This is a genomic window from Streptomyces sp. NBC_00820 (genome assembly GCF_036347055.1).
Taxonomy (GTDB): Bacteria; Actinomycetota; Actinomycetes; order Streptomycetales; family Streptomycetaceae; genus Streptomyces.
Genome location: NZ_CP108882.1, coordinates 3961392 through 3982602, shown reverse-complemented (window position 1 = coordinate 3982602; position 21211 = coordinate 3961392). Strand labels below are relative to the sequence as shown.

12 protein-coding genes are annotated in these 21211 nt (G+C 73.8%); 5 read left to right on the top strand and 7 right to left on the bottom strand.

Annotated elements, in window-relative coordinates:
- The first annotated feature begins 78 nt into the window (after window positions 1-78).
- A complete protein-coding gene (locus tag OIB37_RS18015; RefSeq protein ID WP_330458634.1) occupies window positions 79-1026 on the top strand; it encodes an aldo/keto reductase in 948 nt (315 codons plus the stop codon).
- Window positions 1027-1069: 43 nt separating this feature from the next.
- On the opposite strand, the gene OIB37_RS18010 is transcribed toward OIB37_RS18015, so the two are convergent.
- The 4 genes from OIB37_RS18010 to OIB37_RS17995 all read right to left on the bottom strand — a co-directional run bounded on the left by OIB37_RS18010 (window position 1070) and on the right by OIB37_RS17995 (window position 6245).
- Window positions 1070-2449 (bottom strand): PrsW family intramembrane metalloprotease, encoded by a 1380-nt coding sequence (locus tag OIB37_RS18010; RefSeq protein WP_330458633.1) that lies wholly within the window; start codon window positions 2447-2449, stop codon window positions 1070-1072.
- 41 nt (window positions 2450-2490) lie between these two features.
- Window positions 2491-3333 (bottom strand): tRNA (guanosine(46)-N7)-methyltransferase TrmB, encoded by an 843-nt coding sequence (gene trmB / locus OIB37_RS18005; protein ID WP_330458632.1) that lies wholly within the window; start codon window positions 3331-3333, stop codon window positions 2491-2493.
- 95 nt (window positions 3334-3428) lie between these two features.
- The gene (lhgO, locus tag OIB37_RS18000; protein ID WP_330458631.1) at window positions 3429-4637 is read right to left on the bottom strand and encodes an L-2-hydroxyglutarate oxidase; all 1209 of its coding nucleotides are present in this window, start codon (window positions 4635-4637) and stop codon (window positions 3429-3431) included.
- Between the two features lie 186 nt (window positions 4638-4823).
- Complete coding sequence (locus tag OIB37_RS17995) at window positions 4824-6245, bottom strand: MFS transporter (RefSeq protein ID WP_330458630.1); 1422 nt, start codon at window positions 6243-6245, stop codon at window positions 4824-4826.
- Window positions 6246-7078: 833 nt separating this feature from the next.
- Between OIB37_RS17995 and OIB37_RS17990 the strand changes: the two genes are divergently transcribed.
- Together OIB37_RS17990 and OIB37_RS17985 are read left to right on the top strand one after the other, a co-directional pair.
- Entirely contained in the window at window positions 7079-9172 is a 2094-nt protein-coding gene (locus OIB37_RS17990) for an asparagine synthase-related protein (protein WP_330458629.1), read from the top strand.
- Window positions 9173-9394: 222 nt separating this feature from the next.
- Window positions 9395-12811, top strand: a complete 3417-nt coding sequence (locus OIB37_RS17985; protein WP_330458628.1) for a BTAD domain-containing putative transcriptional regulator — start codon at window positions 9395-9397, stop codon at window positions 12809-12811.
- A 161-nt stretch (window positions 12812-12972) separates the two neighbouring features.
- Here OIB37_RS17985 and OIB37_RS17980 read toward each other — a convergent pair whose 3' ends face one another.
- Together OIB37_RS17980 and OIB37_RS17975 are read right to left on the bottom strand one after the other, a co-directional pair.
- Window positions 12973-14937: a sigma-70 family RNA polymerase sigma factor gene (locus OIB37_RS17980; RefSeq protein WP_330458627.1), complete on the bottom strand. Its 1965-nt coding sequence runs from the start codon at window positions 14935-14937 to the stop codon at window positions 12973-12975.
- A 432-nt stretch (window positions 14938-15369) separates the two neighbouring features.
- Complete coding sequence (locus tag OIB37_RS17975) at window positions 15370-16170, bottom strand: TetR/AcrR family transcriptional regulator (RefSeq protein ID WP_330458626.1); 801 nt, start codon at window positions 16168-16170, stop codon at window positions 15370-15372.
- Window positions 16171-16559: 389 nt separating this feature from the next.
- Between OIB37_RS17975 and OIB37_RS17970 the strand changes: the two genes are divergently transcribed.
- The gene (locus OIB37_RS17970) at window positions 16560-17936 is read left to right on the top strand and encodes an NAD(P)/FAD-dependent oxidoreductase (protein ID WP_330458625.1); all 1377 of its coding nucleotides are present in this window, start codon (window positions 16560-16562) and stop codon (window positions 17934-17936) included.
- Between the two features lie 130 nt (window positions 17937-18066).
- Window positions 18067-19713 (top strand): ATP-binding SpoIIE family protein phosphatase, encoded by a 1647-nt coding sequence (locus OIB37_RS17965; protein WP_330458624.1) that lies wholly within the window; start codon window positions 18067-18069, stop codon window positions 19711-19713.
- A 134-nt stretch (window positions 19714-19847) separates the two neighbouring features.
- On the opposite strand, the gene OIB37_RS17960 is transcribed toward OIB37_RS17965, so the two are convergent.
- On the bottom strand, window positions 19848-21110 hold the full coding sequence (locus OIB37_RS17960) for an MFS transporter (RefSeq protein ID WP_330461881.1): 1263 nt from the start codon (window positions 21108-21110) through the stop codon (window positions 19848-19850).
- Window positions 21111-21211 lie beyond the last annotated feature (101 nt).

The window sequence follows — 21211 nt, the reverse complement described above, 5'->3', positions numbered from 1 at the left end:
TTTCGCGTACCTCCCGCTTCACACACTCTTCGCGGGAATCCGGAATGGGCGGTACAGGAGTGACCGTTGGGAAGAAACATGACTGCTTCTCTGCGCAAACTCGGTTCCTCCGACCTCGAGGTCTTCCCGCTCGCCCTCGGCGGCAACGTCTTCGGCTGGACCGCCGACGAGGAGACCTCCTTCGCCGTCCTCGACGCCTACGCCGCGGCGGGCGGCAACTTCGTCGACACCGCCGACTCCTACTCGGCGTGGGTCGAGGGCAACAAGGGCGGTGAGTCGGAGACGATCATCGGTGAGTGGGTGAAGTCCCGCGGCAACCGCGACCAGGTCGTCATCGCCACCAAGGTCAGCCAGCACCCCGACTACCAGGGCCTGTCCGCGGCCAACATCAAGGCCGCCGCCGACGCCTCCCTGCGCCGCCTGGACACCGACTACATCGACCTCTACTACACCCACTTCGACAAGCCCGAAGTCCCGGTCGAGGAGATCATCGGCGCCCTCGACGAGCTGGTGAGGGCCGGCAAGGTCCGGCACATCGCCGCCTCCAACATCACCCCCGAGCGCCTCCAGGCCTCGCTCGACTTCTCCGACCGCGAGGGCCTCGCCCGCTACGTCGCCCTCCAGCCCCACTACAACCTGGTCTCCCGCGACACCTACGAGGGCCCGCTGCAGGACCTCGCCGCCCGTGAGGGCCTGTCCGCCGCCCCGTACTTCGCCCTCGCCTCCGGCTTCCTCACCGGCAAGTACCGCCCCGGTACGGCGGTCGACAGCGCACGCGCCGGCTCGGTCGCCAAGCACCTCGACTCCGCGCGGGGCCAGAAGGTCCTCACGGCACTGGACGAGGTCGCCGCGGCCCACGAGGCCCCCGTCGCCACGGTCGCCCTCGCCTGGCTCGCCGCCCAGCCCACGGTCACGGCCCCCATCGCCTCGGCCCGCACGGTCGACCAGCTCCCGGCCCTCCTCGCCATGGCCGACCTGCACCTGACCGACGCGGAAGTGGCGAAGCTGACGGAGGCGTCGGCCTGATCCAGGCGTTCTTGGCGGTGCCTGACTCCCGCGGCCCGGACGGTCACGACCGATACGGGTTGTACGCGGGAGAAGGCGCCGCCGGACCGCCGTAGCCACGGCTGGGCCCGTACCCGTACCCCTGGCCCTGCTGGTATCCGTACCCGTACCCGTACCCGTAAGGCACCGGCGCCCCGTACGCCGGCCAGAGCGGTGCGGCCGTCCGCGGGGCGGTCATCCGTGCCGCGTACTCCAGGGCCGGCCGGGCCGCCTCCCGGCGCTCCCACAGCGCCTCCAGCAGCTCCCGCTCGCGTACGAGGAAGTCCGCCCCGCCCCGCCCCAGCCGCGCCCGGTGCCGCAGGAAGGCGAGGGAGGTCGCGTACGCCTCGTACTGCGCCACCGCCCGCGCCGCCGGCCGTCCCCCGAGGTGGCGCCGGGCGTGGTCCCGGGCCATCCGCCGGGCCCGCATCGACCCGAGGACGAACGGTTCGGCGGGCCCCAGCCACCCGGCGTACACATACGCGGGCAGCTCCTCCCGTACGGTCCGCAGCTCCCGTTGCCGGGTCCACACCGCCAGCCAGGTCAGCAGCCCGAAGGCGGGCACCATGAAGGCGGCGTACACGGCGAAGAAGCCGAACCGGCCGAAGGCCGAGGAACCGTTCCAGAAGGCGTGCATGCTCATCGCGAGCAGCAGCCCGCCCAGGGGAAGCAGGACGCGCCGCACGCGCCGCCGTTCCGCCGGGAGCGACGCGGCGAAGCCGAAGCCGATGCCGGTGAGCACGGTGAACAGGGGGTGCGCGAACGGCGACATCACGACGCGCACGAAGAAGGTGGCGGCGGTGACGGCGGGGATGCCGCGGCCGCCGGCGAGCTGGTCGGTCCCGAAGGCCGTGCCCAGGTAGAGGATGTTCTCGGTGAACGCGAACCCGGTGGCGGTGAGCCCGGCTATCACCACGCCGTCGACGAGCCCGGTGAAGTCGCGTCTGCGGAAGAGGAAGACCAGCAGGACCGCCGCGGCCTTCGCGGACTCCTCCACGATCGGCGCCACGACGGTCGCGCCGAGGGTGTGCGCGCCGGTCGGGTCGGCCGTGGCCGTGGCGATCCACTCCGTCGCGAAACTGTTGGCGACGATGGCGATCAGCGCCGCCGCGCAGGCCCCCCAGGCGAACGCGAAGACCAGGTTCCGCCAGGGACCCGGCTCGACCCGGTCCAGCCACCGGAAGGCGGCTATGAGCCACGGCACGGGCAGGACGGCCAGCCCGAGCCCGACCAGGAAGCCCTCGGTGCCGGTCTGCCGGCGCACCAGCGCGAGGATGACGAGCCCGGACAGCGCGAGCAGCGTGATCAGCGCCCCGTAGCGCACCCACCGGCGCTGCCACCAGTGCGGATGCGCTCCGCTCGTGGGGCCGGGGGAGTAGGTCGGGTACGGGGGACTGATGGCCACGGCACCGACCCTAACGGTGCGGGGACGAGCGGCTCGCGGGGTTATCCGTCCTGGTGGGACAGGCGACGAAAGAGCAGATCGTTCACCTTGTGCCCCTTGTCCAGTCCCTGGCCCTCGAAACGGGTCAGCGGCCGGAACGCGGGACGCGGCGCGAAGCCGCCGTCCGCCTGGGTGTTCTCGAAGTCCGGGTGCGCGGTGAGCACCTCGAGCATCTGCTCGGCGTACGGCTCCCAGTCGGTCGCGCAGTGCACGATCGCCCCCGGCTTCAGCCGGGTCGCGGCGAGCGTCAGGAACTCGGGCTGGATCAGCCGCCGCTTGTGGTGCCGCTTCTTGGGCCAGGGGTCCGGGAAGTACACGCGCAGCCCGTCGAGCGCGTCGGGCGTGAGCATCTCCCGCAGCAGGATGATCGCGTCGCCGTTGGCCACCCGGATGTTGGACAGGGCGTTGCGGTCGGCGAGGTTGAGCAGGTTCCCCTGCCCCGGGGTGTGCACGTCGACGGCGAGGATGTTGGTGTCCGGGTCGCCGGCCGCCATCTGCGCGGTGGCCTCGCCCATCCCGAACCCGATCTCCAGCACGACGGGATTGCCGTTCCCGAACAGCTCCCCGGGCTCGATCGTCCGCTGCCCGTCGATGTCCAGCCCCCACTTGGGCCACAGCCGCTGCAACGCCTCGGCCTGCCCCGTCGTCACCCGGCTCCGCCGCGGCTGGAAGCTCCGGATACGCCGCTCGAAGTGCGACCCGGCCGGATCCGCCTGGGGCCCCTCGGGAAACCGGGGCTCCCCCTTGTCCCGCATGTGCCGCGCGGACAGGCCGGGAGCATGCGGACTCGCCGCCTCGTCGGAGGCGGACCGGGCGGCTTCGGGGAGATTCAAGGAGTCAGACACAGTGGATCCGATTTTACGGGGCCTCCTCCGCCTACCGGGACGGGTGGGACGGGTGCGGAACCGGAGGTTCGAGGGGCGGAGCCCCCGGTACGGCCCTACAGCGCCCCGAGCAGAGCCAGCGCCCTGCGTCCCACCTCCCGCCCGACGGGCAGGGAAGCCGTGGCCGCCGGGGACGGCGCGTTCAGCACGTGCACCGCCCGCTCCCCCTCCCGGATCAGGAAGTCGTCCACCAGCGACCCGTCCCGCAGCACCGCCTGCGCCCGCACTCCGGCAGGGGCCCGCACCAGATCGCCCTCCCGCACCCCGGGCAGCAGCCGGCGCACCGCCTCCACGAACGCCCCCTTGGACACCGAGCGCCGCAGCTCCCCCGCCCCGTAGCGCCAGTGCCGCCGGGCGATCGCCCACGACCCCGGCCACGCCACGGTCCCGGCCAGCTCCCGGGGGCGTACGACCCCCCACCCGTACCCCTCCCGGGCCAGCGCCGGCACCGCGTTCGGCCCGACGTGCACGCTTCCGTCGATCCCGCGCGTCAGATGCACCCCGAGGAACGGGAACGCCGGATCCGGCACCGGATACACCAGCCCCCGCACCAGCTCCGGCCGCGCCAGCTCGTAGTACTCCCCGCGGAACGGCACGATCCGCACCCCGGGCTCGTCCCCGGTCAGCCGCGCCACCTCGTCGCAGTACAGCCCGGCGCAGTTCACCAGCACGCGCCCGCGTACGACGTCCCCGGCCTCGGTCAGTACGGCCACGCCCCGCTCGGGGCGCCGGTCCACCCGGACGACCCGCGCGCCGTAGCGGATCTCCGCCCCGGAGGCCCGCGCCAGCTGGCGGGCGACGCCCACGAAGTCGCACACGCCGGTCGTACCGACGTGTATCGCGGCCAGTCCCCGCACCTCCGGTTCGTACTCGGCGATCTGCCCGGCGCCCAGCTCCCGCACGGGAATGCCGTTCTCCCGGCCCCGCTGCACGAGCGCGTGCAGCCGCGGCAGCTCGTCCCGCCCGGTGGCGACGATCAGCTTGCCGGTGACGGCGTGCGCGATGCCGTACTCGGCGCAGAACTTGATCATCTCGGCGGCGCCCCGCACCGCGTACCGCGCCTTGAGCGAGCCCGGCCGGTAGTAGATCCCGCTGTGGACGACCCCGCTGTTCCGCCCGGTCTGATGCCGGGCCGGCCCCGGCTCCTTCTCCAGCACGGTCACCCGCGTACCGGGCGCGGCACGAGTGATCGCGTACGCCGTCGACAGCCCGACGATCCCGCCGCCGATCACCAGCACATCGCAGTCGTACGCACCGTCCCGCACCGTGCACCACCTCCCACTCCCGATAGTGCACTGCGCCACTGACAACGCCTTCAAACCAGGGCGGGCGGAGCACTCGAAGGGGTGGGGGCGGGGCGAGGCCGTGCGGACGCGCGGCACAGACACCGGTCGGGTGGACGCGCGGCACCGACACCGCTCGGGCGGACGTGCGGGACGTCCGCCGGACCGTTACGCCGGTGCCAGGAGGGGCCGGGCCCGCTCCCGCAGCTCCACCACCCGCGGCTCGTCGCCGTACGGCTCCAGCCGGTGCAGAAGATCCTTCACGTACTCGGTGGTCCGGGCCGACGAGATCCGCCCGGCCACCTCCACGGCACGCACCCCCTGCTCACAGGCGGCGTCCAGATTCCCCGACTCCAGTTCGGCGACGGCGGACACCACCAGCCGCAGCCCGTGCGACCGCACGAACTCCTCCGTCGGCTTCGACAGGGCCTGCTCGGTGAACCTCCGCACCTGCCGGGGTGCCTTCAGGTCGCGGTAGCACTCCGCCGCGTCGGCGGCGAAGCGGTCATATCCATAAAAACCAAGCCAAGAGGGATCGTTGTCACCTTCCCTGGACCGCTCCAGCCAGCTCTCCGCCGCCTTCAGTGCCGCGCCCGCCGCCTGCGCGTCCCCCGCGCGCGCGTGGGCCCGCGCCTCGACCAGCCGGAAGAAGCTCATCGTGCGCGCGGTCGCCAGCCCCCGGTTGCGCTCCAGGGCGGCCTGCGCGAGATCCACGCCCTCGTCACCGAACCCGCGGTACGTCGCCTGCAGCGACATGGAGGCCAGTACGTAGCCGCCCAGCGGGACGTCGGCCGCCGCGCGGGCGAGCCGCAGCGCCTGGATGTAGTACCGCTGCGCCGCCTCCTGCTGCCCGGTGTCGAAGGCCATCCAGCCGGCGAGCCGGGTCAGTTCGGAACTCGCCCCGAACAGGGCGCGGCCGACCTCGTCCGAGTAGGCGCCGAGCAGCAGCGGTGCCGCCTCCACCCGCAGGCACTCCGGCACCATCGACGAACGCCAGTCGCCACCCCCGTACTTGGAGTCCCACCGCCTGGCGTCCTCGGCGGCCTCCCGCAGCTTCTGTACATCGCTGTGGCCGACTTTGGCCGGTGCGCCGGTGCCCTCGGTGGAGTGTGCCTCCCGCGCGACCGAACTGTCGGCGGGGGTTATCAGCCACCGTGAGGCGGGCGTCGCGTACGCGCTCACCGCGAACGACCCCGCGAGGGACTGCCAGATGCCGCCGGAGCCGGCGCGGCGCCCGGCGAGGTCGAGCCGGTACAGCTCGGTCGCCGACCGCACCGCCTGTCCCACGTCCCTGGGGAAGGCGAGGCCGACTTCGGGTGCCGGGTCCGCGTCCGCCAGGCCGATCTCGTGCAGCGGCACCGGCCGGCCGAGCTTCTGGCCGATGGCGGCGGCGATGAGGTGCGGCGCCGCACCCTGCGGCACCATGCCCTTCGACACCCAGCGCGCCACCGACGTCTTGTCGTAGCGAAGCGTCAACCCGCGCTGCGCGCCCAGGTCGTTGACGCGTCGTGCGAGTCCTGCGTTGCTGATTCCCGCGAGGGCGAGAACGGCGCCGAGTTTCTCGTTCGGCCCGCGTTGCTCCCTGGACATGCGCCACCCCTCGACACAGACGGCCGCCGCTCTGGCATAACCACGCGGCATTCGTAAACACAGCGTAGTTCGCCGGATCCCAAGCGTTAAGAGGCATTGTTCCGGTTGGCGGGATTGTGGTCCGTACGGGAGTACGGCCCTGTACGCACCGTGCACGGCCGGTCGTGGTGTGCCCCCGCGCGTGTGGCCGTGCGCCCGTTCGTGCGCTCTTCTCCGGCCATCGGGGGAGCGGTTCCATGGCTGTGCGTGGGTCGGCCCGCTGTACTGGATCCAGTGGGCTGGGGGACACCGCCACCTACATCCCCGCGGGTGGCGGACCGGTCCGGGAGGCGATGCCCGCCTCCCGGACTGTGCGCGCCGCCGCACCACCTCGCGCTCCGCAGGCCTGTACGGAGCGTGCTCAAACCTCTTTCCCCTTCGGCGATTTGGCCGAAAACAACCCTCGCCCTTCGCGGGTGATTACCCCTCCCACCACGGAAGTTGAGGGCGCGAAGGGCGTTCGGGGGGAGTGTTCGGGGGCGCATTCATGTCGCATCCCCATGCCGTCCCCATGCCGCCCGCATTCCGCCCCACGCCGTCCCCTTCCCGGCCGCGACGCGCCGCCTCTCCACCCGCCCTGCGCCGTACCGGAGTTCAGGAATACGCCCCGCGCCCGCCCCGCCTCGGCCTCCCCTCCGCCGCCCGACGGCTTCCGCGGCGCCCGCTTTCCACCCCGCCGCCGGGTTTTCCCTCGATCGAAGGCGGTGCCGCCGCCCCTCCACGGCGCGTTCTTCATGGCAGCATGGGTCCGGTTCGTGCGGTGCACTGGTTGTCCACAGTCTGTGGGGGCGTCGATGCGGTGGTTGGTGGGGTGGAGCAGCACCGCCGCGGGCGCCGCCCGGATCGGTTCCGCGGGGGCCACCGGACACGACGGGGAGACCCTGCACCCGGTCGGCTCCCAACTCCTGTGGGGCGACCCGGATCCGCTGTGGGCGGTCGGCGACTGGCGGCCGGACGAGGTGCGCGTGGTCCACGCCGACGCGCAGAACCGCATCGCCGTCCTCGGCATCTGCGGCGCCTCCGACGACGAGCTGCGCCGCAGCCTGTTCACCGCGCGCGGGGGCGCGCTCCGGCATCTGACGACCTGGCCGGGCAGCTATACGGCCGTCGTCCAGGTGGGCCGCCGCATCACCGTCTGCGGTGACCTCGCCGGCGCCCGCCCGGTGTTCCACACCCCCTGGGCCGGCGGTACGGCCTACGCCACGGCCGCCCTGCCGCTGGCCGACCTCATCGAGGCCAACCTGGACTTCGGCCACCTCGCGGCCCTGCTCGCCGCCCCCGAGACGCCGTCCGCGCTGCGCGACACCACCCCGTACGAAGGGGTACGGCGCATTCCCCCGGGGCATGCGCTGGTTCTGCGCGCCGGGGCGCGCGAGGTCGCCGGGTACGAGCCGGTCGCCTCCCTCGCGGTGGCCGCGCCCCCGGCCGACCCCGACCGCGCCGTGGACGCCGTACGGGACGCCCTGGTGGACGCCGTACGCGCGCGGCTGTCGGCGCCCCGGCACGTGCCCGACCTCGACCCCGGCCCGGTGCCCGGCATGGGTCCGGCCGAACGGCGGGCCGCGCGGGGGATGCCGGTGCCGGGCATCGGCGCCGACCTGTCCGGCGGGCCGGCCTCCGGCACGCTGGCGCTGCTCGCCGCCGGACTGCCCGGCCGGCCGGGCACGCTCCTCGGCCACGGCACGGGCGCGGGCGAGCGGCTGCTCGCCGTCACCTTCAACGACCTCGCCGTCGGCGGCCGCGAGGCCGAGCTGGAACGCGCCGGAGCCCTCGCGGCCAACCCGCGCCTGCACCACGTGGTGGTCACCGGCGGCGAGGAGACGCTGCCCTACGCCGACCTCGACGGCCCCCTCACCGACGAGCCGGGGCCCTCACTGGTCACGGCCGCCCGCCACCGCGCCCGGCTCGCCGCCGGCAGCGCCGACCACTTCACCGGCCACGGTGCCCGCCAGGTCCTGGACGCCCACCCCGCCCGCCTCGCCGACCTCCTGATGGACCGGCAACGGCGCCACCTGGTCCGCCCGGTCGCCGCCCTCACCCGGGCCGACGGCTCGGTGATGGTCCCCGCGCGCGTGTACGGCGCGGCCCGCCGCCTGGCCCGCACCCCCTACCGCGAGGGCCTGGAACAGCTCGCCGAGCGGCTGATGCGCCGCCGCTTCGAGGAGCCCGGTGGCGCGGTCGGCGCTTCCCTGGCCGCGCTGACCTGGGCGAGACCCGGGCCGGCGGCCCGCTGGCTGACGGGGGAGGCACTGGCTGAAGTATCGGTTCTGCTCCAGGGGGAGGCGGACCGCTCCGCCGCGGGCGCCGGCCTGCGCCCCGGCGAGTTCCGCGCGCGTGCGGTCCTCGCCCGGTACGCCGCCGACCTGCGCGTGCTCGAACAGGCCGCCGAGGTCCGCTCCCAGCGTCTGCACGCGCCCTTCCTCGACAACCAGGTCGTCCGCGCCTGCCGTGCCCTCCCCGAGGCCCTGCGCGTCAAGCCCGGCGCCCGCTCCGCCGTCCTGCGCACGGTCCTGGAGGGCGCCGGCGTCACCGACCTGCCGCCCGGCTGGGGCGTCCCCTCCCACGCCTCCTCCGCGGCCGCCGCGCGCACCGGCCTGCGGGTGGCCGCCGACTCCCTCGTGGACCTCTTCGCCACCCCCCTCCTCGCCGACGCGGGCCTGGTGGAGGCCCGCGTGGTCCGCAAGGCCGTCCGCGCGGCGGCCGGGGGCGAGCCCCTCCCCCTGGACGGCCTCGCCGACCTCGTCTCCCTCGAACTCTGGCTCCACCGCCTCCTGTCCCGCCGAGGCACCTGCTGGACGGGAACACCCGCCCGCGCGCGTGCCGTCCCGGCGGGCATCACGCCCCAGCGGGGCGCCCTGGGCGCGGGCGTCGCCACCCGCCGGGGGTAGGCGCGGCAGCGTCATTCGCCGAGGGGTCCCGCAGTGCCGCGCCATTCAGCGTGATTCGTCGAGGGCCCGCAGTACAGCGTCATTCAGCGTGATTCGCCGAGGGTCCGGTCCGCATTCGCCGAGGGTGCGGTGCGCCGTACAGCGGCCGTCCTGCCACCGACACGGGGCGCCCCCGCCCAAAACGCCGTGCCCCGGGACCGTGCCCCCGGCGACAATGAACCGGTGCGGTACAGAATCCTGGGAGTGACCCGAGCGACAGACGGTCAGGGCACCCCTGTCCCCATCGGCGGCCCGCGCCTGCGCGCCCTCCTCACCGCACTCGCCCTCCACCCCGGCCGCACCGCCACCCCCGAGACCCTGATCGGCGAGGTCTGGGCGGACTCCCCGCCCGAGGACGCCCCGGCCGCGCTCCAGGCCCTCGTCGGCCGGCTGCGCCGCACCCTCGGCAGGGACACCGTCGCCTCGGCCCCGGGCGGCTACCGGCTCGAAGCGACCGAGGACGACGTCGACCTGTTCGTCTTCGAGCGGCTGGTGCGCGAGGGCACCGCCGCCCTCGACCGGGGCGAGCCGGCCACCGCCGTGCCCGCGCTGACCGACGCCCTCGCCCTGTGGCACGGACCCGCCCTCGCCGACCTCCCCGACCGCACCGCCGCCACCCGCCCGGAAGCCCTGCGGCTGGAGGCCACCCGCGCCCGCGCCGCCGCGGCGCTCGACCTCGGCCGCGCCCGGGACGTCGTACCGGAACTGACGGAACTGACCACCGTCCACCCCTACGACGAGCCCCTGCACGCCCTCCTCATCCGCGCCCTGCGCGACACGCGCCGCCCCGCGGACGCCCTCGCCGCGTACGAGTCGGCGCGCCGCACCCTCGCCGACACCCTCGGCACCGATCCCGGCCCGGAACTCCAGGCCCTGCACGCGTCGTTGCTCAAGCGGGAGAACCCCCTCCCACTCGTCCCACCCGTGTCGCCCGCGCCGCCGCACCCCGGCCGGCCCCCGGAGCGGACCGGCAACCTCCGCCCCCGTCTGACCTCCTTCGTGGGCCGGGAACCCGAACTCGAAGCCGTTCGTTCCGACTTGCACAGAAGCCGTCTGGTCACCCTCACCGGACCGGGTGGCTCCGGGAAGACCCGCCTGGCCGAGGAGGCCGCGGCAGGCCTGTCCCAGGCCTGGCTGGTCGAGCTGGCCCCGCTCGACCGGCCGGAGGCGGTGCCCGGCGCGGTGGTCAGCGCGCTCGGTCTGCGCGAGACCGTGCTGCTGACCAACGAACTGGCGACCTCGCAGGCCGACCCCACGGCCCTGCTGATCGAGCACTGCGCCCCGCGCGACGAGCTCCTGATCCTTGACAACTGCGAGCACGTCATCGGCGCGGTCGCCGCCCTCGCCGAGACCCTCCTCACCCACTGCCCCGGGCTCACGATCCTCGCCACGAGCCGTGAGCCCCTGGGCGTCCCCGGTGAGTCGGTGCGCCCGGTCGAACCCCTCGTCCCCGAGCAGGCGCACCGCCTCTTCGCCGAGCGCGCGCGGGCCGTCCGTCCCGACGCCGACGTGGTGCTCCGCGACGTCGAGGCCGTGGCGGAGATCTGCCGCCGCCTGGACGGGCTGCCGCTCGCCATCGAGCTGGCCGCGGCCCGGCTCCGGCTGCTGACCCCACGGCAGATAGCCGACCGCCTGGACGACCGTTTCCGCCTGCTCACCTCCGGAAGCCGCACGGTCCTGCCCCGCCAGCAGACCCTGCGCGCGGTCGTCGACTGGTCCTGGGACCTGCTGGACGAGCGGGAGCGGACCGTCCTGCGCGAGGTGTCGGTCTTCGCCGGCGGCTGGGATCTCGCGGCGGCCGAGGCCGTGTGCACCGGCCCGGCGGCGGACCTGATCGGGGCACTCGTGGACAAGTCCCTCGTCGTCGCGACCCCGGAAGGCCCCATGACCCTGGCGGGCCCGGAAGCCCCGGAAGCCCCGGAAGCGCGAGAAGGCTGGGAAGCCCGAGAAGCCCGGGAAGGGCGGGGCGACGGGTACGGCCAGGAGGTCCGGTACGGCCGGGACGGCTCCCGCGGCATGCGGTACCGCATGCTGGAGACCATCCACGAGTACGCCACCGAGCGCGCGGCCGAGGTTCCCGCTCTGCGCGCGGACGCCGAGCGCCGCCACCGCGCGTGGGCGCGTGCCCTGGTGGAGCGCGCCGAGCCGCGGCTCAGGTCCGCCGCCCAGATTCCCTGGATAGCCCACCTGGAGAGCGAGCTGGACAACATCCGCGCGGCCCTCGACCGGGCGGTGCGCGCGGGCGACGAGGCGGAGGCGGGCGCGGTCGTCCTGGCGATCGGCTGGTTCTGGTGGCTGCGCAATTACCGGCAGGAGGCCGTGCGCTGGGTGCGGCTGGTACTGCGCCTGGGCGTCGCCCTGGACGCCGTCGCCGAGGACGCGTCGAAGGGCGACCTGGCGGCACTGGTGGAGGGGGCCGATCCGGTGGGCGCCTTCCTGGCCCGCCCCGACGGCGAGGCGGACCATCCGCTCGCGGAACTCCGCATGGACCTGCGGATGCTCGACCTGTTCCTGACCGCGGAGTCGGGCACGGAGAACCTCGCGGGCGACGAGCGCGCCCTGCGCTACCTCGCGCGCGTGCGCGCCGCCTACGAGGACGGCGGTCCCCGGGCCGCCCGCCTGCCCGGCATCGTCTGGCCGCTGACCGCCTACTACCTGGGCGACCCGGCCGACCTGCGTCCCGACCTGAGCGCGGCGGTCGCCAACTGCCGCGTGCACGGCGGTGACTGGGAGGTCGGTGTCTCCCTGATGTACCGCACCCACGTGGTCGTCGACTCACCCGGCAACCTGGTGGGCGTCGACGAGGACCTGGCCGAGCTGAGGACGCTCAGCCGACGGGTCGGCGACCGCTGGATGCGGGCCCAGGTGTGCAGCGCGGCGGGCGAGGCGGACATGGCGCGCGGCAGGTACGAAGAGGCCCGCGCGGAGTACGACGAGGCGCTGCGGCTGGCCTACGAGGTGGGCGCGTACGCCGAGTCGCCGTTCCTGCTGGCCCGGCTCGCCGAGCTCGCCCACCGCTCCGGTGACCGCACCCGGGCCCTGGCGGCCCTGGACGAGGCGAGCGCGGCCGCCGACCGGTACGGGGTGCAGGAGGCCCGCGCGTTCGTCCTGCTGATGCGTGCGTACATCGCCCAGCAGGACGGGGACCTCGCCCGCGCGCGCGAGCTGTACGAGGAGACGCTCGCGGCGTCTGCGGGCGGCACCCCGCCCCCGCAGTTCGCGGCCGCCCTGAGCATCGTCGAGGCCCTGATCACGGCCGGCGAGGCCGGTCCCGCGGTCGCCCTGCCGATGGTGGCCGAGGCCCTGCGCGAGGCGGTGGCACGGCGCTGCGCCGAATCCATCACCGCCGGCCTGGTGGACATCGCCGCCGGCCTGCTGGCCCGGCTCGGTGAGCTGCGCGGCGCGGTCCGGCTGATCGCGGCCTCCGACCACTGGCGCGCCGGGAACCCCCGACCGGAGCCGGAGCGCACCTGCGCCGCGGAGGCGGACGCCCGTGCGCGCACGGCCCTGTCCCCGCAGGCCTACGCCGCCGAGCGGGCCCTGGGCGCCACCTCCACCGCGGACGACGTCCTGCGCCTGCTGGAGGAGGCGGCCGCCTAGGGGGTGTCGTTTGGATCAGCTCGGGTCCGCGACGCCCGGCACGGCACGTCGCCGCGTTGTCGGGTCAGCCGAGTACGTCCGGTACGCGGCAGATCCTCCGCCTTGCGAGGCACCGCACCGGACGCCGCGGCCTGAACCGACCTGATCCAAACGACACCCCCCTAGCGGCAGGTGAACCGTGACTCGGCCCAGTCGGCCAGTGCCGCCTCGTCGATCAGGTCGCTGTGCGGCTCCACGACGAGCTGTACGGTCTTGCGCCCGGTCAGATCCACATGCACGGGCACGGCCGCGTCCCCGCCCCCGATGACGCCGGACCGCCACAGCCGCACCCCGTCGGCGTAGACGGAGAAGGACACCTTGCCGAGACCGAGCGTGAGGTCGTCCACGCCGACCACGGCGTCGTAGGCGGTGCACTGACGGTTGAGGTCGATGGTGACGGAGGACTGGCCGTGGACCGTGACACCGGGCGCGTACGTCGTGCCGTCGATCGACATCTGCCGACGCTGCCACACCCAGCTGCTCGCGCCCAGCCGCACCTCGGGCCGGGTGCCGTCGCCGCTGACGTCGTAGTCCAGCTCGCTCACCTCGTAGACGGTGGGAGCCGGAGCCGGCGGGGGAGTGGGCTCGGGCGGCGGCGTCGGCTTCGGCCTGGGTTTCGGAGCGGGCTTCGGCGCAGGCTTCGGAGCGGGTTTCGGCGCGGGAGGCGGTGTGGGGGCCGGCTTCGGAGTGGGCGCGGGCGTGGATCGGGACGGCGGTGCGGGGGCCGGCTTCGCGGCAGGTGCGGGGGCCGCCACCACCGGCACGGGCGCGGGCTTCCTCACGGGCGGCGGGGGCGGGGGCGACGTCTGCCGGACCACCGGCGCGGGCGGCGACGGCCTGGCCACCTCCTTGACCGGATGGCCGTCGTTCACCAGGGCCAGGGCCACCGCGGCGGCGGCCACCGCCACCACACCCGCGGCGATACCGGCCTTCACCGGGGCACCGAGCCCCTCCGAGGCGGCCGCGCCACCGCCCGCGCCCCCGGAAGAGCCCGTCGCCGCGGCCGCCGCACCCGCGGCGCCCACTCCGGCGCCACCGGCGACGAGACCGAGCGCCTTGGCGTACCCGGCGGCGCCGAACCAGCCGATGACCGCGACCGGGACGACGGCGGGGATGCTGCTCGCGACCTCTTCGATCTGCGCCGCGGCCAGCCGGCACTTGGCGCACTCCTCCAGGTGCTTGCGCAGACCGCGTTCGGCGCGGATGCGCAGTTTGCGGCGCGCGTAGCTGCCGAGCTGGTCGGCGTAGCGGGCGCACTCCTCGTCGTCGGCGAGGGTCGCGCTGACGTGCGCCTGGAGATAGGCCTGCTTCAGCCCCTCCCGGGCGCGACTGGCCAGTACGCGGGTGCCGTTGGCGTCGAGCCCGAAGAGAACAGCCACGTCACTGGGCGACTCGTCCTCCACCTCGGTGTGCCACAGCACGGCCTGCCAGCGCTCGGGCAGCGAACGGAAGGCCTGCATGGCCATGGTCTGCTCGGCCTCGTGCATGGCACGCACATCGGCGCCGAGGTCGAGCCCCGCTCCGAAGGAGCCCGTGGACGCGGTGTCGTCGGACACCTCGGACGCGCGCGAGGCCGCCTGGGCGAACACGGCGAAGTCGTCGACGAGTTGCTCACGCCGGGCCGACTTGGTCCAGTGCGCGGCGACGCGCCGCACGGAGGTCAGGAGATAGGCGCGTACGGCGTGCTCGGGTCCCGAACCGCCGCGCACCGCCTGGAGCATGCGGGCGAACACCTCGGCGGTGAGGTCGTCGGCGGTGTGTCCGTCACGGCAGCAGGTGCGGGCGTACCGGCGCACCGCGTCCGCGTGCCGCCGGTACAGCTCCTCGTAGGCGGAGTCGTCGCCGCCCCGCATCCGTTCGATCAACTCGCCGTCGGCAGACGGCATCTCCCGGGGCGGCGGCAGCACACTGCCCTCACGCTGCGTCGGCAGCGCGGCCTCGCCCCGGTCACCACCACCGGCGCCGCCGACAGCACCGCCGGTACCGCCGGTTCCCCGGCCTCCCTGGCTGGGTACCTGCGGCGAAGTCAGTCCCCCGGTCTCCGCGTCGCCATCACCGCGTGCCCCGTCCCACCCGTCAACACCCATTGCGGAAAGCCCCCGACACCGGCCCAGCCCAATCCGTTACCGGCTCAGGGTGCCACATCGCACTTCGCCCATGTCCCCCTCTCAGGCCCCGTCACTCATCCGGGCATACCAAGCCCCACCGCCCCCGAACACCGCCCGAACAAGACCTGCCCAGAACTCCCGCAACACCCACCCCGCCCCTCCGGAAAACCCCCGAACGAGCGACCTCGACCCCTGCCGCGGCCACCGTCGGCACCGCCCGCAACGGCCGGTGACGGCCGCCCCTTCGAAGGCGCGCGGGGTGCCGACGGCGCGGCGAGCAGAACGAACCGCGGCGAAGGCGAAGGCGAACGCGGAGCCACGACCGAAGCCGAATCCGATCCGCGACCGAAGCCGAAGCCGGTCCACGACCGAAGCCGAAGCCGAAGCCACGACCGAAACCGCACCGACCCGTTACGCCCCCCGGGACCGGAGCCCCTCCAGCAGAATGTCCAGCAGCCGCGCGGACGCCGCGGCCTGCTGTGCCGCGTCCGGCAGGGAGGGAGCCGCCGTGGCGATCACGAGCAGCACGTCGGCCACGGACACGTCGGTCCGCAACTGGCCCGCGGCCCGCGCCCGTTCCACCAGCTGTCCCACCACGTCGAGCAGCGCGGCCACCCCGGGGTCGTCGGCGACCCCGATCAGAACCGACCGTTCCTCGGCCACCAGGCGGAGTTCACCGGGGCCCACCCCGGCCTGCGCCTGCGACCGCTGCTGAGGCACCCGCGCCTCCTCGGCCGTACCGGCAGGCCCGGCGGAACCGGAGGAACCTTCCTCCGCGACCCCCACCCGCAGCACCTGGGGCGGCAGCAGCCGCCCCGCGCCCGACGCTACGGACGTCCGCAGGAACCGGGACAGCGCCGACCACGGCTCGTCCTCCTGCCCGAGCGCGGTCCGCGCCTGCTCGGTCAGCCGCGCCGTCTCCTCCTCGGCGATCCGCCGCACCAGCACGTCCTTGCTCGGGAAGCGCCGGTACACGGTGCCGACCCCGACGCGCGCCCGCCGGGCCACGTCCTCCATCGGCGCGCCGTACCCCAGCTCGCCGAACACCTCACGCGCCGCGCGCAGCACGTGCTCCAGATTCCGCTGTGCGTCCACGCGCAGCGGCGTCGTACGCGCCCCGTCCGGGCGTCCGCCACCGACCGCCGCGCTCACCGCCGCGCCACCGTGTGCGACGGCCGCTGCCGATGACCAGTGAGTGTCCTGAACATGCATGTGTTCCCCCGGAAATGACGTCTCCCCCCGGAGACTCCCCGTCACTGAATCAGGAGTGCGCGGAAGTGGCGCCGGGCCACGACCGGGACCGCCCGTCGCGGACCGGTTCGACCACATTCCCTACACCCCGTCGACACACGAACATAGTTGAGCGGGACTCAATTCAGAAGGGGCAGGTTCCGCACAGTGCGCCCCCCGATCGGAGTACGGGCCATTTATGTCCGGATCCCACCCCTTCGCCCGTACCCGCCCGCCCCGGCTGACCTGCCCGCATTCCACCCGACCTGACCACCGTCGGCCCCGGCTCCGCCTCCACGCACACCCGCCCGCCGGTCACACAAATTGCCGAGGCTGTGGACAAACAACAGCGACGGGTGCGTCATGGGACGGTGAAGGAACGTGCGCGCATTCTGGTTGTCGGCGGCGGCTACGTCGGGATGTACACGGCCCTGCGCCTCCAGCGGAAGCTGGGGCCGGAGCTGAGGCGGGGCGACGTCGAGATCGTCGTCGTCACCCCCGACCCCTACATGACGTACCAGCCGTTCCTGCCCGAAGCGGCCGCCGGTTCGCTCTCCCCCGGGCATGTCGTCGTACCGCTGCGCCGCGTGCTGCACCGGTGCCGCGTCCTCATCGGGGAGGTCACCTCCATCGACCACGCGGTACGCACCGCCGCCGTCACCACCCTCGCCACCGCCGAGGAGGGCAGCACGGCCGAACTCCTCGGCTACGACGAACTCGTCCTGGCCCCCGGCTCGGTCTCCCGCACGCTCCCCGTCCCCGGCCTCGCCGAGCACGGCATCGGCTTCAAGACCGTCCAGGAGGCCATCGGCCTGCGCAACCACGTCATCGAGCAGATGGACATCGCCTCCTCCACCCGCGACCCCGCCGTCCGCGACGCCGCCCTCACCTTCGTCTTCGTCGGCGGCGGCTACGCCGGGGTCGAGGCGCTCGCCGAACTGGAGGACATGGCCCGCTACGCCGCGCGCTACTACCACAACGTCCGCCCCGAGGACATGAAATGGATCCTCGTGGAGGCCGCCGACCGCATCCTCCCCGAGGTCGGCGCGGAACTGGGCCGCTACACCGTCACCCAGCTGCGCCGCCGCAACATCCAGGTCCTGCTCGGCACCCGCCTGGACTCCTGCGCCGACCGCGTCGCCGTCCTCAGCGACGGCCAGCGCTTCCCGACCCGTACGGTCGTGTGGACGGCCGGCGTCAAAGCCCACCCGCTGCTCGCCGCCACCGACCTGCCGCTCACCGGACGCGGCCGGCTGAGGTGCACCGCCGAGCTGAGCGTCGACGGCGTCGAGCACGCGTGGGGCGCGGGTGACGCGGCCGCCGTCCCCGACGTCACCGCCCCCGAACCCGGCACCACGACCGCGCCCAACGCCCAGCACGCGGTACGCCAGGCCAGAGTCCTCGGCGACAACATCGTCCACGCGCTGCGCGGCGAACCCCTGGAGACGTACGCGCACCGGTACGCCGGCGCCGTCGCCTCACTCGGCCTGCACAAGGGCGTGGCCCAGGTCTACGGACGCAGGCTTACGGGCTACCCTGCCTGGTTCATGCACCGCCTCTACCACCTCAGCAGGGTGCCCACCTTCAACCGAAAGGCCCGCGTCCTCGCCGAGTGGACCCTCGCGGGGCTCTTCAAACGGGAGATCGTCTCGCTCGGTTCACTCGAACACCCCCGAGCGGAGTTCGAACTCGCGGCCGGTGGAAAACCTCCTCACAGCCCCTCGGACAACCCGAAGGGGTCGTCCTGACCGGACCGAGGAACTCCACGGCCCGCCCCGGCGTCTGACGGATGTCGCCGCGGACGGCCACCTGCCAGACTGCCCCACGTCCTCGGACGGGCACCCGCCCGCCCTCAGCACCCACGAGGCTTTCCCCACTGTGAACTTCACCCGCTGGAGCGCCCGGCTCCCCGGAACGCAGCGCCGCGCGGCAGCGCGGACCGAGCAGGCGGCCTCCCCGGACCGGCGGGGGGAAGGCTCCGTGCCCGCGGCCCGCGCCGAACGGCAGGCCGACGGAACACCCTCCGTGCCCGCCGTCGACGAACTGCCCGCGCGCGACGTCCTCGACCGCGTCCCGGCCCTCGTCGCCCTCGTCCACGGCCCCGACCACCGCATCGCCTACGTCAACGACGCCTACACGGCGGCCTTCGGCGTACGGCTCCCGGACGCGCCCGCCCGCGAGGGCCTGCCCGAACTCGCCGAACTCGGGCTCCTCCCCCTCCTCGACCAGGTGCTGCGCAGCGGCAAGCCCCGCACCCTGAAGTCCCGCAAGGCCGTCGACGGCCGCTCCTACACCTTCACCTGCACCCCGGTGGCCGAGGACGGCGACCGCGACGGGGGCGTGCTCGTCTTCGCCACCGACGTCACCGACCACGCGGAGGCCGCCGAACGCCTGCGCGCCAGCGAGCGCCGCCAGCGCGAGACGGCCGTCACCCTCCAGCGCTCCCTGCTTCCGCAGGAACTGGAACAGCCCGACGACCTGCGCATCGCCGCGACCTACCAGCCCGGCGGCACCGAGGCGGCCGTCGGCGGCGACTGGTACGACGTCATCACCCTCGGCGGCGGCCGTACGGCCCTCGTCATCGGCGACGTCATGGGCCGAGGCGTCCGCGCCGCCGCCGTCATGGGCCAGCTGCGCACCGCCGTGCGCGCCTACGCCCGCCTCGACCTCCCGCCCCACGAGGTGCTCCAGCTCCTCGACGGCCTCGCCACCGAGATCGACGCCAACCAGATCGCCACCTGCGTGTACGCCGTCCACGACCCCAACGAGGCCCGCCTGGTGTACGCCACCGCGGGCCATCTGCCGATCCTCGTCCGCGACGAGAACGGCATCGTGACGCGCACCGACGAACCGACCGGCCCGCCGCTGGGCACCGGCGGCTGGATCCACACGTCCGGCTCGATCGGGCTGAGCCCCGGTTCCACGGCCGTCCTCTACACGGACGGCCTGGTCGAGCGGCGCGACGAGGACCTGGACGAGGGAATCGCCTCCCTGGAGCGGGCCCTGGCCGGTGCCACCGGCAGCCCGCAGGTCGTCTGTGACCGTCTGGTCCGCTCGGCCGGCGTCACCGCCGACCACGACGACGACGTGGCCGTCCTCGTCCTCCAGCACCCCGCCCGTACGGGTCCCGAGGCCGAACTGTTCCGCAACGCGGCGCTGGAACTCCTCGGCGGTGTGGAAGCGGCTCCGCGCGCTCGCGCGTTCGCCTCCGGCGTCCTGACCAGCTGGCGTTTCCCCGCCGAACTGCACGACCTCGGCGTCCTGGCCACCAGCGAACTGGTCGCCAACTCCCTCCAGCACGGCACCCCGCCCATGCGGCTCCGGCTCCGCCGCACCGATCGCCGCCTGATCATCGAGGTCACGGACGGCGACGACCACCTGCCGCGCCGGCGCCGGGCCGATCCCGCCGACGAGTCGGGGCGGGGGATCGCGATCGTGGCGACCATCGCCACCAGCTGGGGAGCGAGAAGGACACCGGGCGGCGGCAAGGCGGTGTGGTGCGAGTTCGTACTGCCGAAGGGCTGACTCGTGCCGCCAAAGGTTCGTGCTGCTGAAGGGCTGAAGAACTGAAGGGGACACGGCCCGGGGGCGCCGGGTCGCTCGTCAGCCGCGGGTGAGCGGGGACCGGCCGCGCGGTAGCCCGCTCCCTCGACGAGGCTTCAGGCCTCCGCCGCAACCGGCTCCGCGACGCCGCCCCGGGCCACCACTCGGCTCTGCGCGACAGCCCACGGCTGATCCTGCGCGACGGTGAGCCGCCGTCCCAGCCGCAGCGCCAGCACACTGATCGCCAGCGAGAACAGCAGGAAGGTCAGGATGTACGGCGCGTGCAGCGACGCCCCCAGGGGCCCGCCGATCGCCGGTCCGACAGCCATGGCCAACTGCTTGACCAGTGCGAACGCCGAGTTGTACTGCCCGGCCACCCCCTCGGGCGCGAGGTCCGCGACCAGCGGCGCGACCGTCGGCGACAGCATCGCCTCGCCCAGCCCGAACAGCGCGTACGTCGACACGAACGCGGCCGTGGCCATCTCCTGGCTGCCGTGTCCGAGCCCGGCGAACCCGGCCGCGAACCATGCGACGGTCCAGATGAGCCCGACAGCGGCGATCACGCGGGTGCGGCGCCTGCGCTCCACGAACTTCAGTACGGCGAACTGCGCGACGACGATCATCAGCGTGTTCGCGGCCAGCGCGGTACCGAGCGTGGAGGCGGAGATTCCCGCCGCCTCGATGCCGTACGCGCTCAGGCCCGACTCGAACTGTCCGTAACAGGCGAAGAAGAGCACGAAGCCCAGGACACACAGCTGCACCATGGCCCGGTTCCCCAGCAGCTGCTTCCAGCCGCCCTTCGACGACCCCGTCGGGGTGTCCGTGAACCGCGGCGCCGCGGGCATCCGCACCGTCGCCATCATCACGATCAGCAGCAGGAACACCGCCGCCTGGATCATGAAGAGCAGGGTGAAGGAGGACACCCGGGACGTGTCGACGAGGTGGCCGCCGATGAGTCCGCCGACACCGAGTCCCAGGTTCTGCAGGAAGAACTGCATGGCGAACGCCCGCGACCGCGTCTCCGTCGTCGAACAGTCGACGATCATCGTCGCCAGCGCCGGCTGCATCACGGCCTGACCGGCCCCCAGTGCGCCCGCCGACAGCAGTACGGTCCCCGCGCTCCCGGCGAGGCCCAGGCTCAGGGCGCCCAGCGAGGCGGTGACCAGGGCGGCGAGCAGGACCGGCAGCGGGCCGCGCCGCACGATCGCCCGGCCGGCGAACGGCAGCACGATCAGCGCGGCCGCGGCGAAGACGGCGAGCACGAGTCCCGCCGTCATGGACCCCAGGTCCCGCACCTGCGCCACGTAGACGTACAGGTAGGGGACCGTGAAGCCGAGCCCGAACGAACTGAGTGCGTTACCCGCGTGGATCCGGCGCATGGCTGCGCCCTTCGCCCTGGTCACGTTCACCTCTCTCACTAGTTAGGAGTGAAGACTTCGAAGCTAAAATTCAGACCTAAAGACTACATAGCGAAGGACTT